Source organism: Streptomyces sp. NPDC054863 (assembly GCF_053610825.1).
The window spans coordinates 1-13,265 of record NZ_JBSGZD010000223.1 but is presented as its reverse complement, the minus strand read 5'-3'; the positions used below and the strand labels follow the sequence as shown (position 1 = coordinate 13,265).

General features: G+C 74.2%; 12 protein-coding genes and 1 pseudogene. 1 reads left to right on the top strand and 12 read right to left on the bottom strand.

What is annotated here, in order from left to right:
- The 8 genes and pseudogenes from ACWGIG_RS28975 to ACWGIG_RS28940 form a co-directional block, all read right to left on the bottom strand.
- Nucleotides 1-558 (bottom strand): annotated as a pseudogene (locus ACWGIG_RS28975) (hypothetical protein); the annotation flags it as partial.
- Nucleotides 555-1,112: a phage tail protein gene (locus ACWGIG_RS28970; protein ID WP_453324642.1), complete on the bottom strand. Its 558-nt coding sequence runs from the start codon at nt 1,110-1,112 to the stop codon at nt 555-557. The pseudogene ACWGIG_RS28975 and the gene ACWGIG_RS28970, both read right to left, overlap by 4 nt.
- Nucleotides 1,113-1,278: 166 nt before the next feature.
- A complete protein-coding gene (locus ACWGIG_RS28965) occupies nt 1,279-3,237 on the bottom strand; it encodes a putative baseplate assembly protein (protein ID WP_453324641.1) in 1,959 nt (652 codons plus the stop codon).
- Nucleotides 3,237-3,680, bottom strand: coding sequence for a GPW/gp25 family protein (locus ACWGIG_RS28960; RefSeq protein ID WP_453324640.1), 444 nt, complete (start codon nt 3,678-3,680; stop codon nt 3,237-3,239). The genes ACWGIG_RS28965 and ACWGIG_RS28960 overlap by 1 nt, the downstream gene beginning before the upstream one ends.
- Nucleotides 3,681-3,737: 57 nt before the next feature.
- The gene (locus ACWGIG_RS28955) at nt 3,738-5,642 is read right to left on the bottom strand and encodes a VgrG-related protein (RefSeq protein WP_453324639.1); all 1,905 of its coding nucleotides are present in this window, start codon (nt 5,640-5,642) and stop codon (nt 3,738-3,740) included.
- Entirely contained in the window at nt 5,642-6,367 is a 726-nt protein-coding gene (locus ACWGIG_RS28950; RefSeq protein ID WP_453324638.1) for a CIS tube protein, read from the bottom strand. The genes ACWGIG_RS28955 and ACWGIG_RS28950 overlap by 1 nt, the downstream gene beginning before the upstream one ends.
- A gap of 70 nt (nt 6,368-6,437) precedes the next feature.
- Nucleotides 6,438-6,863 (bottom strand): phage tail protein, encoded by a 426-nt coding sequence (locus ACWGIG_RS28945; RefSeq protein ID WP_453324637.1) that lies wholly within the window; start codon nt 6,861-6,863, stop codon nt 6,438-6,440.
- 86 nt (nt 6,864-6,949) lie between these two features.
- Nucleotides 6,950-8,476 carry a hypothetical protein gene (locus tag ACWGIG_RS28940; protein ID WP_453324636.1) on the bottom strand — a complete coding sequence of 509 codons (1,527 nt, stop codon included), beginning with the start codon at nt 8,474-8,476 and terminating at the stop codon, nt 6,950-6,952.
- Nucleotides 8,477-10,305: 1,829 nt separating this feature from the next.
- On the opposite strand from ACWGIG_RS28940, the gene ACWGIG_RS28935 reads away from it, so the two are divergent.
- Nucleotides 10,306-10,470, top strand: a complete 165-nt coding sequence (locus ACWGIG_RS28935) for a hypothetical protein (protein WP_453324635.1) — start codon at nt 10,306-10,308, stop codon at nt 10,468-10,470.
- Between the two features lie 628 nt (nt 10,471-11,098).
- Here the strand turns inward: ACWGIG_RS28935 and ACWGIG_RS28930 are convergent.
- From ACWGIG_RS28930 to ACWGIG_RS28915, 4 genes are all read right to left on the bottom strand, one after another.
- Nucleotides 11,099-11,254 (bottom strand): DUF6760 family protein, encoded by a 156-nt coding sequence (locus tag ACWGIG_RS28930; RefSeq protein ID WP_453324634.1) that lies wholly within the window; start codon nt 11,252-11,254, stop codon nt 11,099-11,101.
- Nucleotides 11,251-11,763 (bottom strand): hypothetical protein, encoded by a 513-nt coding sequence (locus ACWGIG_RS28925; RefSeq protein ID WP_453324633.1) that lies wholly within the window; start codon nt 11,761-11,763, stop codon nt 11,251-11,253. The genes ACWGIG_RS28930 and ACWGIG_RS28925 overlap by 4 nt, the downstream gene beginning before the upstream one ends.
- Complete coding sequence (locus ACWGIG_RS28920) at nt 11,763-12,206, bottom strand: phage tail protein (RefSeq protein ID WP_362421830.1); 444 nt, start codon at nt 12,204-12,206, stop codon at nt 11,763-11,765. Before ACWGIG_RS28920 ends, ACWGIG_RS28925 begins: the two co-directional genes overlap by 1 nt.
- A gap of 72 nt (nt 12,207-12,278) precedes the next feature.
- Nucleotides 12,279-13,265 (bottom strand): phage tail sheath family protein (locus tag ACWGIG_RS28915; RefSeq protein ID WP_453324632.1); only part of this gene is annotated, 987 nt, incomplete at its 5' end.

The window sequence follows — 13,265 nt, the reverse complement described above, 5'->3', positions numbered from 1 at the left end:
GTCGTAGGCCGGAGGGGTCGTGTCAGAGGGCGCAGGCGTCGTGTCGTGGCCCGGAGGAGTCGTGCCGTAGGACGCAGGCGTCGTGTCGTGAGGCGTGGGAGCAGGCGCGTACGTGGGTGCGGGCGCCGACGTAGGAGCGGGTGCGGGAGCGGGCATGGGCGTGGGAGCGGGCTCGCTCGGAGCAGGTCCGTCGTACGCCGTCGGCCGGTTGCCCTCGGCGGCGAAGGAGGCACGGTGGTCCGCAGGAACGCCGGCTCCCGCCCCGGCCCGGCCGGTCGTGCCCGTACGTGCCGTCGGTGCGGTGTTCTCCTCCTCCCAGTTCTCCCTCTCCCAGTTCTCCCTCTCCCGGTTCTCCCCCTCCCGGTTCTCCTCCCGCGTGCTCGCGCGCGGCGGGCCGTCGGGCGCCGTGGCGCTCACCGCGGCGCTCGGTACCGGTGCGGCCGTCCGGCCGGCCCGGGGAGCGGGGGCCTTCCAGCTCAGTACGGCGCCGCAGGCGTCGCAGAACGACTGGCCCGGTTCCGCTCGCGTACCGCATTCGGCGCAGTTCTGGGTGGTCATCTTCCCGAGGTCCTTTCGGCTGCGGTCACCTTGACCGTGTAGGGCATGTGGGCGGGGCGGGCCGCCGCCACGAGGGCGCTCAAGCGGTGTTCGTCCGCGGGGCCCGGGTCGGCGAGACGCACCGTGACGTGCAGGTACGGTCGCTGCTCGCCGGGGAAGGGGCCGAGCGGGCGGGCGCTCCACGCCGCGCCGCCGCTCTCCGTGATCTCCGGTTCGACCCCGAAGGCCAGGCGCACCGTCTCCGCCAGGCCGTGCCGGGTGCCCCTGACGCGGTGGAGGTACGCGGCGGCGGCCACGGCGGCGCGCAGGCGCGGTTCCGGTTCGCTGCCGTCGGTCTCGGCGCCGACCCACTCGGCCAGCCAGCGGGTGAAGTCCACGGGGGCCAGGGCGGGATCGAAGTAGGCGGGCAGGCAGTCGAGCACGTTGAGGATCGGGGCCATGACCTCGTCGAGTCCGGCCACGAAGCGCTGTGCGAGGTCGTCGTCGGCGAACACCGCGGGCAGCATGGCGCCGAGCGGGGTGGACGAGCCGAGCCCGTCGACGGACCCCCTCATCGGACGTACCCCTTCGGCGGGCGGCGGCGCACGGGACACGTGCGGACGAAGAGGCTCACGGGACTCTCCCGTACGGAAAGCACGGAATGGCCGCGGAAGCGCACCGAGCCGCACGCTCCCGCGCGCGGGCCCGGCGGGCCGGGGGTGCCCGGCAGTCCGGGGGCGCTCATGACGTCCCTCCGAGAACCCGTACGCGGTGGTCGAAGGAGAAGACCAGGGACGGCGCCTCCAGGTCGATCCGGTCGGTCGCCTCGCCCCGTTTGCCGGTCAGGGGGTCGGCGGGGTGGAGCGTGACCTCGTCGACGAGTTCCACACCCGGCACGCGCTGCAGGACGGCGAACACCTCCCCCGACTGCACGGGCCTGCCGAAGGGCCAGCCCTTCTCGTCGACCCCGCCGGTCAGCGGGTCCAGGTGGCGGTAGAGGGCGTCGTGGGCCTGGCGGCGCACCCGGTCGGTGTCCACGCCCCGGAAGGCGTGCACGGTGGCTACGACGGTGACGCCCTGGTAGTACGGGGGGCCGACCGCGAGCCGGGTGCCGATCAGCCGGCGTTCGTCGAGGTGGCGGTTGATCCGGCCCAACAGGGCGTCGCCGGGGACGAGTTGCTCGAAGCGCAGCCGCCCGCCGGGGTCCGGTACGGCCTGGGGTACGACCAGGACCCGCACCGCGTACGAGCCGTATTCGTTCTCGGGGCCCTCCAGGCAGGCGATGCGCGCGGTCTCGGGGGCGGCGCGGCGGGCGAGTTCCTCGTAGTCGCGCAGGGTCACGGCGCGTTCCTGCGCGCGCAGCGTGATGGGCGCCCTGACCTTCGCTTCCTGCACGGTCTCGCCCTCGACGCCGCCGCGGGCCGCTTCGCGGTTGACGACCTCGGACACGTACGGCACGGAGGTCCGCAGCACCTGTACGGCGCCGCGGGCCACGTTGCCCGCCCTGCCTCCGCCGATGCGGTAGCGGCGGGCGCGGAGCACCGCTCCCTTCGCGGGGACGGCGCCGTACTGGCGCAGGGTGCCGTCGGGTTCGCGGACGGAGGGGCCGAAGGCGATCTCGCCGGTGGTGGCGTCCAGCGTGATGTGCCGGTCGTAGGGGCCCGATGCGGCGAAGTGCGGGACGACGTGCCAGTCCTGCCAGCCGTCGCGCTCGGCGGACTGCAGCAGCAGCGGCGGGGCGTCGCCCACGACGGGCGCGTGCACGAGCCGCAGCCGCTGGGCCGGCAGGCCGGTCGACTCGCCGAGGGCCTCGTCGGTGACGGTCTCGGCGTGCACGGCGGGGGCGGTTCCGCCGATGGTGCAGGCGTCGGCGGACCGTACGGTCGGGGAGGTCGTGTAGAAGGGCTGGTTCGCCAGCGGCTCGGTGACCCGGCAGCGCAGCCAGCCCGCCTCCTGGCCGCCGGAGCGGGACAGTACGTGGCCGCCGGGGACGTGCAGTACGACGTCGCCCGGCCGGTTGAGGCCGCCGGTGCCGTCCCGGTCGACCTCGCACTCCCGCCAGCCGTCCTCCGTCCACGCCTCCCACACCAGGGGCGGCTGGCGCGGGTCCACGCCGACGCCGTCCACCCGGCTGTCGAGTTCGAGTGCCACCGCGCAGTGCGGCACGGCCGCGGTCAGCCCGAACAGCAGGCAGTCGCCGGGCCGCGGGGCCTCGGCGAAGCAGGTCACGTCCTTGTTCTCGGCGAGGTCGGTGGTCCGGTCGGCGACCGGCTCGCCCTGCGACTGGACCACCAGGTGCCGCAACGAGCAGGGCAGCAGCGGGAGTTCACGCTCGGTGGCGAAGACGACCGCCTGCTCGTTCTCGGTGCGCAGGGTGGCCACCTCGGTGCCCACGGGCAGCAGCACCGTCTCGTCCTGCGGGGCGGACAGCCAGAACGTGACGTCGGTGCGGGCGGCCGTCGGCGGGAAGAGGGTGATGCCCACGAGGTCCAGGAAGGCCAGATGGTTCTTCTCGGGCACCCGGTTGAGCCGGTACACGATCTGGTCGGCCATGTGGGCCACGGTCTCGACGAGGGTGACGCCGGGGTCGGAGACGTTGTGGTCGGTCCACTCGGGCGCACGCTGCTGGATGTAGCGCTTGGCGTCGTCCACGAACTGCTGGAAGCGGCGGTCGTCGAGGTTCGGTGAGGGCAGTGCCATCAGTGGTCGCTTTCATGGGAGGGGCCGGGCTCGCCGGTCGTGCCGGGCTCCTCGTGGGAGGGGATGACGTAGAAGGGGAAGACGAGGCTGCGCGGGTTGTTCGTGCCGCGGATCGAGTAGCGGACGTCGATGAACAGCACGCTCTGCTCGGTGCCCGCGCTGACCTCGACCTCGTGCACCTCGATGCGCGGCTCCCAGCGGTCGAGGCTGGCGTACACCTCGTACTGGATGCGTCCCGCCGTCGCCTCGTTGACCGGCGCGAAGACCATGTCGTGGATGGCGCAGCCGAATTCGGGGCGCATCGGCCGCTCACCGGGTGCGGTGGACAGGACGAGCCGGATGGCCTCCTCGACCTCCCGCTCGCCGCTGACCAGCGCGATGCCCCCGGTGGGGCCGATGCGCAGGGGGAACGCCCAGCCCGAGCCGACGAACTGCTCAGCCATCGGAGGTGCACCTGCTTTCGTCCTGCGCCGACGGACCGCCGGACATCTGAGGGGCCGTCACGGAATCGGGTACGGCTTGTTGTTGACCAGGACCATGCCTTGCAGCAGCAGCGAGGCCGCGCGGATGCCCACGTTCGCCGCGGCGTTGACCTGGACGGTGCCCGCGGCACTGAGGGTCGCCGCGCCCGCCGCCTTGAGGCTGAGGGCGCCCACCGCGTCCACGTTCACCGCGCCGCCGAGCGATCTGAGGTTGACCATGCCACGGCCCTGGAGGGTCAGCGGCCCGCCGCTCTTGATGGTCAGCCTGCGGGCGGCGCTCAGGGTGAGGTCCGTGCCCGCCTCCACCGACACCGACCGGCTGCCCTTGATGCTGACCGAGCCCTTGCTGTCGACGGTGATCTCGGTCTGGGTCCTGTCCAGGTTGATGACGAGCTTGCTGTCGCCCGTGGTCAGCCGTACGCCCTGCTTGCCGCCCGTCCGCTGGCTGAGCAGGTCCATGCGGTTGCCGGTCCGGTCGGAGAGGGTGTGCCGGGAGGCGCGCTGGCGGGCGCCGTCGTGCAGCGGCACGTCGGGGACCGGGGTCGGCTTGTCCTTGCCGTTGTAGAGGCCGCCGATGACGTACGGATGGTCCAGTGCGCCCCGGTCGAAGCCGGCCAGCACCTCGTCGCCGACGTCCAGCGGGAAGACGGAGCCGCCGCGCTTGCCGCCGGCCTGGGCCACCCGCGTCCAGTCGCTGACGTAGGCGTCGTCGAGCCAGGGGAAGCGGAGCTTGACCCGCCCCTGTCGCAGCGGGTCCTGCACGTCGGTGACGAGGGCGTTCACCAGGCCGTTCAGCCGCAGTCCCTGCGGGGAGCCGCCGCCTCCGGAGGTCAGGCCGAACAACGAGCGCCACTGCCGGCCGCTGACGGTCACCCATGCCTCGTAGTGCTTGCCGTCGCCGAAGACGTGCCGTACCGAGGTGGCCGTGTACTTGCCCTCGAAGGGCTTGCCGACGTCGGCGAGCGTGACGGGCAGGCCGGGCCTGAGCTTCGGCGTGCCGCGTGCCACGACCTCCAGTTCGGCGAAGGAGGAGGTGACGTCGTTGGCGAGCGCCTCGGCCGCGAACTTCACCTCCGACTGGCGGTCCAGCGGCGTCTGCACCTCGACCAGCTTGGCGGCCTTGAAGCGGCCCGCGGCCTTGCCGGGTGTGCTGCCGATGCTGATGCCCGGGTTGGAGGTGGCCGGCGCGGTCGCGGTCAGCTCCTTCTTGCCGGTGACGTCCCAGCCGCGCGCCTCGACCGTACGGACCTGCTCGGCGGCGGTCACCGAGGCCCGCAGCCGCAGGATGTCGGTCCCGGCCTCCAGGACGTACGGACTCCTGTCCCCCGGGGTGCTGACGGCCGGGGCGCCGGAGGCCGGGTCGGGGCGTACGAACTGGAACTTGCCCTTGGCGTCGACCGACATCACCATCTCGTTCTCGTCGGCGAGGCGGGCGAGGAAGTCCCAGTCGGTGACGTTCGCCTGGCTGATGAACTCGTACACCGTCTTCGTGGACTGGATCCGCCCGACGGGCACGCCGTCGAGCCCGGCGAGTCTGCGGGCGATGTCGGAGGCGGACTGGTTGCGGTAGGCGGCGACCCGGCGCTGGCGCAGCAGCCGGTGGCCGTGGTCGTAGCCGCGGATGACGGTGAAGGATCCGGTGCCGTCGTAGTCGGCCTCCAGGCCGCACACCTCGCCGGTCAGCAGCGGGTCGGAGGCCCCCTTGCCGTCGGCGACGGGGGCGATCACCACCGGGGTGCCGAAGTCGACGCCGAGCTTGCCCAGCAGGAGCCGGTAGGGGTCGCGGAAGGTGAGCCGGAAGGCGGCCGGCACGCCGATGCCCTGGTCGACCCAGCCGTCCACGAGCAGCGGGGCGAGGTCGGGGGGCAGCGGGCTTCCTCCCAGGGTGACGTGGATGACGCTGGAGTAGGCGGACTGCGTCATCAGGGGCGCACCTCCTCGGCGGCCGGCAGCACCAGTTCGGTGCCGTTGCTCAGGTTCGTGGGGTCGTCGATGTCGTTGGCCTCGGCGATCGCCCGCCAGGCGGCGGTCTCGCCGTACTCGCGCCAGGCGAGCGACTGGAGCGAGTCGCCCGCCACCACCCGGTGCACGCGGCGGGCGGTCAGGGCGCCCGAGGTCGGGTTCTGCAGCTTGCTCCTGCTCGGGATCTCGTGCAGCTGCACCTGGCAGGTGGCGCGGATGGGCACGCCCGTCGTCCCGAAGAGGGAGTAGGCGGCGTCGACGCTGCTGACGTACGCGGTGAACCTGGCCGTCGAGAAGGAGCCCCACTGGAAGACCACCCACGGGGGCGACGGCTGCTTCGCGGCGATGCTCTTGGTGGTCACCTGGCAGCAGTCGAGGAGGGATTCCACCTTCCGCAGCACGGAGTTGCTGCCGGGCCTGTCGGAGGAGTCGAGGAAGATCTCCACGCCCATCTCGCGGGGTTCGGGGCCCATGAACTCGGGCGTCGCTCCGTTGCGCACGGCGGGGGCCGGCGTCACCTTCCACTGCGACCTGATGCCGATGCTCAATTGCGCGGGGTTGAAGTCGAAGTCGAAGGTCTTGATGAGCCCGCCCGGCGTGGTGCTCGTGCCGACGGGCGGCTCGTGAATCGCGAGGGTGGCCCGTACCAGACTCTTGCCGGCTCCGCCGCCGCTTCCCTTGGCCATGTGCGTCTCTGTCTTCCCGTTGTTCCCGTGGTTCCCGCTGCTTCGTTCCCGTGGTGCGCGCCGTGTCCCGTCAGTCCGTGAAGCCGTGGTGCGTGATCTCCAGGACCTCCGTCGCCACTCCCGGACTCGCCGGATCGAGGGACGGCCCCTGCCAGCGGACCGGGAGCACGTCGATCAGCCCCCAGCGCGCGACCTCGGACCCGTCCGCGCGCAGGGCCGCGATCTGGGCGGTGGGGCGGTTGACCCCGGTGGTCACCGACGAGATCCACTTCGCGACCTTCGCGGTCTCCGGGGTGAGGGGACGCGTGAGGCGGATGTTGGAGAAGGTGACGCGGGACGGGAGCTGCCAGACGAAGCCGTTGTTGCCGCCCTCCTGGCGCTGCTCGACCTCCACGGTGGACGACAGGCCCTCGCACCCGTTGAAGAACCCGAGGCTCTCGCCGTCGATGGTGAGGGTGAAGAAGATGGTGGAGCCCGGGTCGAGATCGCGGGGCATCGCGGGGCCTTTCTGGAGACGGGTGGTACGGGGCGCCTGCGGCGCGTTCGGCGGGCGCGGTCACCGCAGGGGCCGCGGGGGCGTGGTCACGTCCGGGGGTCGCGCAGTCGGCCGATCCGTTCGCGGTCGAGCCGGAGTTCGGTGCGCAGCAGCCGGGTGATCCGGCCGGTCAGCCGGTGGGTCAGCTCGTCCAGCTGGAAGTCGGTCAGGGTCCGTGGGTCGAAACCCGCCTCCCGCACCGTGTGGTCAGCAGGCGGGCGGCCTCCGGAGTCGTACGCGGGCGGGGGCGTGGCCGGAATGTGCGGGGGAGGCGGGGGCGAGCCCTGGGAGGAGACGCGGGACCCGGTGCGGGGCGGGCTCGGCGGCGCGGACGAGAGGGCCCGCTGGACGGCGGGCGCCGACGGGGCGGGGAGGGCGGACGGGGTGGGTGGTGTGGGGAGAACGGGAAGCGCGGACGGCACGGGGAGCGTGGGGAGGGCCGGGGCGGCGGAGGCGGACGGCAGGACCGGCGGGGCGGGCGGGGCGGGCGGGGCGGGGGCGAACGGTGGGATCGGCTGGGCGGGGGCGGTTGGCGACGGTGCTTGGGTGGCGCCGTCGGTCGCCGGGCGCGGGCGCGCGAGGGGCAGGGCGGTCGCCCCGGGCGCGGTGCGCCGCAACGGCACTGCTGCGGGGCCGGTACGCCGTTGTACGGCGGGCCGGTGGGTCGGTGGTACGGCGCCCCGTGCGGCGGAGGCAGGCGCCGCTGTGGCGGGGCGTGGCGGGTGGACGGGCGTCGCGACGGGGCGAACAGGCTGTGCGGTCAAGGGAGTTGCGCTGACCTGGTGAAACGGAGTCTGTGGGCTCCGGCCCGAGAGGGCTGGGGACTCGGAGGCTTTTGCGGGCAGAGGTACGGGGCCCGTCGGGGCGGTCGGGGCGGTGGTCGGCGGGGTGGAGGCCGCCGGAGCGGAGAAGGCCGGGGCGGGTGGGTGCCCCGTCTCTGCGGGTTCACCGGCCGCCCGGCGCAGGGGGGTGACGGGCAGGGGCACGGCGGGCACGGCACTGCGCTGGACGGTGGGCGTGCGGGTGGACGCGGGCAGGGGGTGCGCGGTGCTGCGCTGCACGGTGGCCGGGGCCGGGGCCGGGGCCGCAACTGGCGACGGACTGCTGAGGTGAGCGGCCTCGGGACCTCGTGCGTCGGCCGCGCCGACGACGGGAAGCGGGGCGGGGTGTCCGGGTGCGGTGCCACGTCGCGCCCCTGAGGGGCTCGCCGAGGGACCGAGCGGTGTGGCGTGCGCGGGTCGGGCGGCCAGCGGTGCGCCGAGCAGGGGGCGTACGGAGACCGCCGGAGCCGTGGCGGAACCGTCGGGCACCGTGCGGGGAGCGGGGAAGCCGACCTGCCGGTCCGGGGGCGTGAAGGTGTCGCGCGCCGGGACGTCGGCCCCGGGGTTTCGCCCCCGAGCCACGGACTGCGGCTCCGGCCCCGGCCCCGCCTCTGGCCGGTGCCCGGGCGTCGCCGGGGCGGTGGCGGTCTGTACGGCATGCGGCGGCCCGTCCGTGACGGACCGTACGGGAGCAGGGGCGAGGGTGCTCGGGGCGGCGGCGGCCGGGGCGGTGCGCTGCGCGGATCGCTGCACGGCGGCGGGCGTGGACGTGGAACCGGGCCTGCCCGGGGGTGTTCCGGTGGCGTTCGGCGGCGTGGTCGCGGGGAGGGCGGGACTCGGGCGTACGGCGGGACGGCCCGTCGCGGTCGCGGGGTCCTGCACAGAGGCGTGGCCCTGCGGGAGCGGCGCACCGAGCCCGGCGCGGCCTCCAGGGCCGGTCGGCGTCGGCGTGCCCGCGCCGGGGGCCGGGAACCGGCCGCCGTGCGAAGGACCGGCAGCGGAAGAGGAGGAGGGAGCGAGGGGCGCGACGGCACGCTGCGGGGCAAATGCGCTCTGCCCGGAAGCACCGGAGGCACCGGAGGGGGACGTGCGGGTTCCGCGCGCGGGAGCGCCCGGACCGGAGGGGTCCGTGGCGGCGTCCGGCCGCGACGAGGGGCTCCCCGACGGCGCGGCAGTCCGGCGCTGGACACTCGGCCCCGGGGCCGTGACACTGCCCGGCGCGGAGAACGCGGCGGCGGCAGTGCTTCCCGGACCGCCCCGTTCGACGGTTCCCCGCGCGGGAGCCCGGCCGTGGAGGGGTGCCACCGGGGCGTTTGACGCACCATGGGCACTGCGCGAAGCACCGGCGTCACCCGCGGCGGAGGCCCGGGAGCCTGCGACGGCCCCGGCGGCCGAGCCGTCGGACGTACCGGCCGAGCTGGCAGACGTACCGGGAGGACCGGCGGACGCACTGGGAGGACCTGCGGGCCCAGGAAGGGCAGCAGACCTGGGTGACTCGGCGGGCGCGGGGAATCCGGACAGGCCGGAGCTGCCGGACGGCGCGGGACGACCGGACGTACCGACACGTCCGTCCGACGCTGACCGGGCGGACGCACCATAAGGACCGGACGTGCCGGAGCCTGCGGCCGAGGCGGCAGGACCGGAGGTTCCGGAGGTTCCGGCCGCCGGTGTGGCAGGACCGGACACCCCGGAACCTCCGGCAGGTACGGCAGGTACGGCAGGACCGGACGGGCCAGAGCCCCGCGCAGGTGCGGCAGGACCAGACGCTCCAGAGCCTCCCGCCGGAGCGGCAGGACCGGACGTGCCGGAGGTTCCGGCCTCCGCGATGCCCCTGGACGTTGCCGCAGTCCGCGAGTGCGGGCGTGCGGCAGGCGGTGGCTGCTGAGACCGGTTCTGCCGGGGCGGCGTGACAGGCGCTGAGCGGGACACGGGCGTACGGCCCGCCGGTGGTGCGGCGGCGAGGGAGGAGTCCGCGCGGTCGGCCGAGCCCGGTGCCGCAGCGGACGGATCCCCTGCGGGCCTGCGCGGCGCGGTCGCCGGATTCGCGGGCGCCCGCTGCACGACGGCCGGTCCCGCGTCCCCGGTCGGGGCGGGGGCGGCCGGGCGTGCGGACGTACCGCTGGAGGGCGGCGGGGCGGTCGGCTCCGCCCCGGCAGCCCTTGCGGTTCCCCGGGGCGTGCCGGACGCGGGGGGCGTACCGCCCGGTCCTGAGGTCCGGGCAGTTGAGGAGTCCCCGGCCGGGGCAGGCGCTTCTGCCTTACGGACGGCCCCTGTTGTACGCGAAGGCCCGGCTCCCGGGCCTGTCCGGGAGCTCACCCAGTGAGGGGTGACCGTGCGGGGCGCAGGCGAAGTCCGGGCAGCCGGTGCCGTCGCCGCGGGAACGGGTCGGGATCCGTCGGCCCGGGGAGCGCCCGCACCGGAACGCCCGGCCCCGGGCACACCCGTACCCGAACGCCGTACGGACGCCTGCTGCGCGCCCGCGCCGCCCGGCTGCTGCAGGCCGGAAGGACCGGTCCGGGGCCCTCCTCGCGGTACCACCGCCCGCTGCACCTGCGCCGACTCCCCGCCGGAAGCCGGAGCAGGTGCTGGTGCTGGTGCTGGTGCTGGTGCGGGCGTTGGTGCAGGTGCTGGTGCCGGTGCCGGTACTGGTCCCGGTGCCGGGCCGGACGCGGGAACCCCGCCGTGGGCTGCGCCGGGACGCGCGGGCAGCGAGCGCCGTAGCACCGGCGCGGACGCTGCGGTGGTGAACGAGCCCGGTGTCCTCCCGGCCTGTCGCGCCGTCGACTCCGACGGCCCCGGGGAGACCCACGTCCCTGTGACCGGAGCCGGGGCCGAGGCCGGAGCCGTGGCCGGAGGTACCGCCTGACCCGACGCCTGCCCCGACGTACCCGTCGGCCGTACCGCACCCGGCGCACCCGGCGCAGCCGACGACCGGCCCGCATGCGGCGCCTGCGCAGAAGGCGTGCTCACCCGCGAAGAGGGCGAACCCACTTGCCCCGAGGGCGAGTTCATGAGCAGTCCGCCCGACGTGCCGTCGAGAACGGCGAGCGGGCGGGCGCCTGCGGACGAGGGGTTCTGCCAGGTGGCCAGCCGGTGCGGGAAGCCCGCGTCGGCGACACCGGCGGCGCCCGGGGACAGCGCCCGCCGGAGGGGCGGCAGAGCGGACCACGCCGCGGGGCGTGCCCCGGCGTCCGGCCGGCCGTCGTCGCTGCGCGCGCCCTCGCCCAGGGTGGCCCGCACCCCGTCACCGGTCGCCCGCTCGGCCCCTGCGTCGGGGAGAGGGGCGCCCGGGGAGCCCGGCTGCCCGTCCTCCGTACCGGAGACCGGGGACGTGCCCTGCGGGAGACGCCTCAGGCGGTCCAGGAACCGCATGGTTCAGCCTCCTGACCCGCGCGCCACCAGGGACGCGATGTGATCCACGTAGCGGCGCCTGTCCTGGTGTTCCAGGTCCAGGATCTGCTCCAGGCTCCAGTGGAAGTGGAAGGCCACGTACGCGATCTCCTCGTGCAGTCGGTCGGTCGCGTACGTCACGATTCCCCCAGGCGGCTCCCGCCGAGGTCGATCTCGAAGGGCTCCGCGCAGTGCGGGCACTCCACCGAGGCACGCGTGTGGCCCTCGGCGTTGACCTGGCGGTAGAAGTCCTGGAGGAACGCCAGGTCGGAGGCGAACATGTTCTCCACGATCCCGTCGTGCACCATCGCGAGCGTGCCCAGCCGGGTGATGACCCGGCCGAGCAGTACGACGGACAGGTACGCGGGGTTCTCCTGGACCCGGACGTCCCGCAGGGGGACCAGTTCGTCGCGGGCCGTGGCCAGGCGCATCACGCCGTCCCGGTGCACGGTGCCCGCGTCGTCCACGTACCCGCGCGGCAGCTCGAAGGGGAACTCCGTCTGGAGGCGCCGCGACGGTGCGGAGGTCACCGGGACGCCCACGGGGTCGGGTGCGAATCCGGACGCCGCTGCCCCGTCGGCCGCCGCGGTCCCCGGAGGGCCGGGCTGCGGGACGGCCCCGCCCGCGGCCCGGACGGCCGTGCGCCGCATTATTCGATGACCAGTTCTTCGAACGTGATGGTCACGGTCTCGGTGAGCGCCGCCGCCTCGCCCGCCTTCACCGAGCTGGTGTCGATCTTGCTGCACCACGCGTTGCGCATGTTGTACCGCTTGACCGGGTTGTTCTGGTAGTCCATCACCATGATGGTGGCGTTCTTGCGCGCGCTGCCCATCTCGCCCCTGACGGACTGGTTGATCCACTCGTTGAACGCCTTCGACTGCGTCATGCCGCGGACCACCGTGCAGTTGCCGGCCTTCTGCACGCCCGGCATCTTCTTGACGACGGGCACGCCCTGGGCGGAGACCTGCTGGTACTCGATGACGTCCTGTTCCAGGCTGAGACCGCTGACCTCGGCGAGGTACTCGACCATGACGCCGTCGATCTGGAGGCCGAAATTGTGTGAAGTGAGGGCGTCACCGGGCTGGAGACTCATGTGCTGGTCCTTCGCGCTGAGTTACTGAGGAGGAGGGGCATGGAGCGGTACGGGAGGGGCGGCGGAGGGCCGTTACTCCTCCAGGTCCCCGTTGCCGCTGGAGAACTGGGCCAGCCGGAAGACGACGAACTCGGCCGGCTTGACCGGCGCGATGCCGATCTCGCACACGACCCGGCCCACGTCGACCGACTCCGGCGGGTTCGTCTCCTCGTCGCACTTGACGTAGTAGGCGTCCTCCGGCTTGGCGCCGAACAGGGCCCCGCCGCGCCACTCGTTGACGAGGAAGGCGGAGATGTTGCGCCGGATCCGGGCCCACAGCTGGTGGTCGTTGGGCTCGAACACCACCCACTGGGTGCCGATCAGGATCGACTCCTCCAGGTAGTTGAAGTACCTGCGGACGTTCAGGTAGCGCCACGCCGGGTCGGAGGAGAGGGTGCGGGCGCCCCAGATGCGGATGCCCCGGCCGGGGAAGGCGCGGATGCAGTTGATCCCGATCGGGTTGAGCAGGTCCTGCTCGCCGCGGGTGATCTGGAGTTCGAGGTCGACGGCGCCGCGTACGACCTCGTTGGCGGGGGCCTTGTGCACGCCGCGCTCGGAGTCGTTGCGGGCCCAGACGCCCGCGACGTGGCCGCTCGGCGGGACGAGCCGCGCCTGGCCGGTGGCCGGGTCGAAGGACTTGATCCACGGGTAGTACAGGGCGGCGTACTTGGAGTCGTAGTTGGACGTCTCCTGCCGCCACACCCGGATCTGACGGGCGTTCATCCCGGGCGGCGGGTCGATGATCGCGACGCGGTCGCCCATCAGCTCGCAGTGCGCGATCAGGCCGAGCTGCACGGCCTTGACGGCCTCCAGGTCGAGCACGCCCCGCTGGTAGGCGGCCATGAGGTCGGGGACCGCGACCATGGACACCTCGTCGACGGCCTCCAGGCCGCCGAAGCCGGTGCGGTCGGCGCTGTCGCCGAGGTACTGCGCGGGCCCGGCCGCCGGTGCGGCGGGGGCCTGGCGCGCAGGGGCGGGGGCGGCGGCGGGCGCGGGGGCCGGGGCGGGCAGCGCCACCGA

Excerpts from the sequence above, each read along its gene's own strand:
- ACWGIG_RS28970 (WP_453324642.1), bottom strand. The coding sequence starts at position 1,112 with ATGAGGGGGTCCGTCGACGGGCTCGGCTCGTCCACCCCGCTCGGCGCC.
- ACWGIG_RS28955 (WP_453324639.1), bottom strand. The coding sequence starts at position 5,642 with ATGACGCAGTCCGCCTACTCCAGCGTCATCCACGTCACCCTGGGAGGA.
- ACWGIG_RS28945 (WP_453324637.1), bottom strand. The coding sequence starts at position 6,863 with ATGCCCCGCGATCTCGACCCGGGCTCCACCATCTTCTTCACCCTCACC.
- ACWGIG_RS28925 (WP_453324633.1), bottom strand. The coding sequence starts at position 11,763 with ATGCGGCGCACGGCCGTCCGGGCCGCGGGCGGGGCCGTCCCGCAGCCC.
- ACWGIG_RS28965 (WP_453324641.1), bottom strand. The coding sequence starts at position 3,237 with ATGGCACTGCCCTCACCGAACCTCGACGACCGCCGCTTCCAGCAGTTC.
- ACWGIG_RS28920 (WP_362421830.1), bottom strand. The coding sequence starts at position 12,206 with ATGAGTCTCCAGCCCGGTGACGCCCTCACTTCACACAATTTCGGCCTC.
- ACWGIG_RS28960 (WP_453324640.1), bottom strand. The coding sequence starts at position 3,680 with ATGGCTGAGCAGTTCGTCGGCTCGGGCTGGGCGTTCCCCCTGCGCATC.
- ACWGIG_RS28950 (WP_453324638.1), bottom strand. The coding sequence starts at position 6,367 with ATGGCCAAGGGAAGCGGCGGCGGAGCCGGCAAGAGTCTGGTACGGGCC.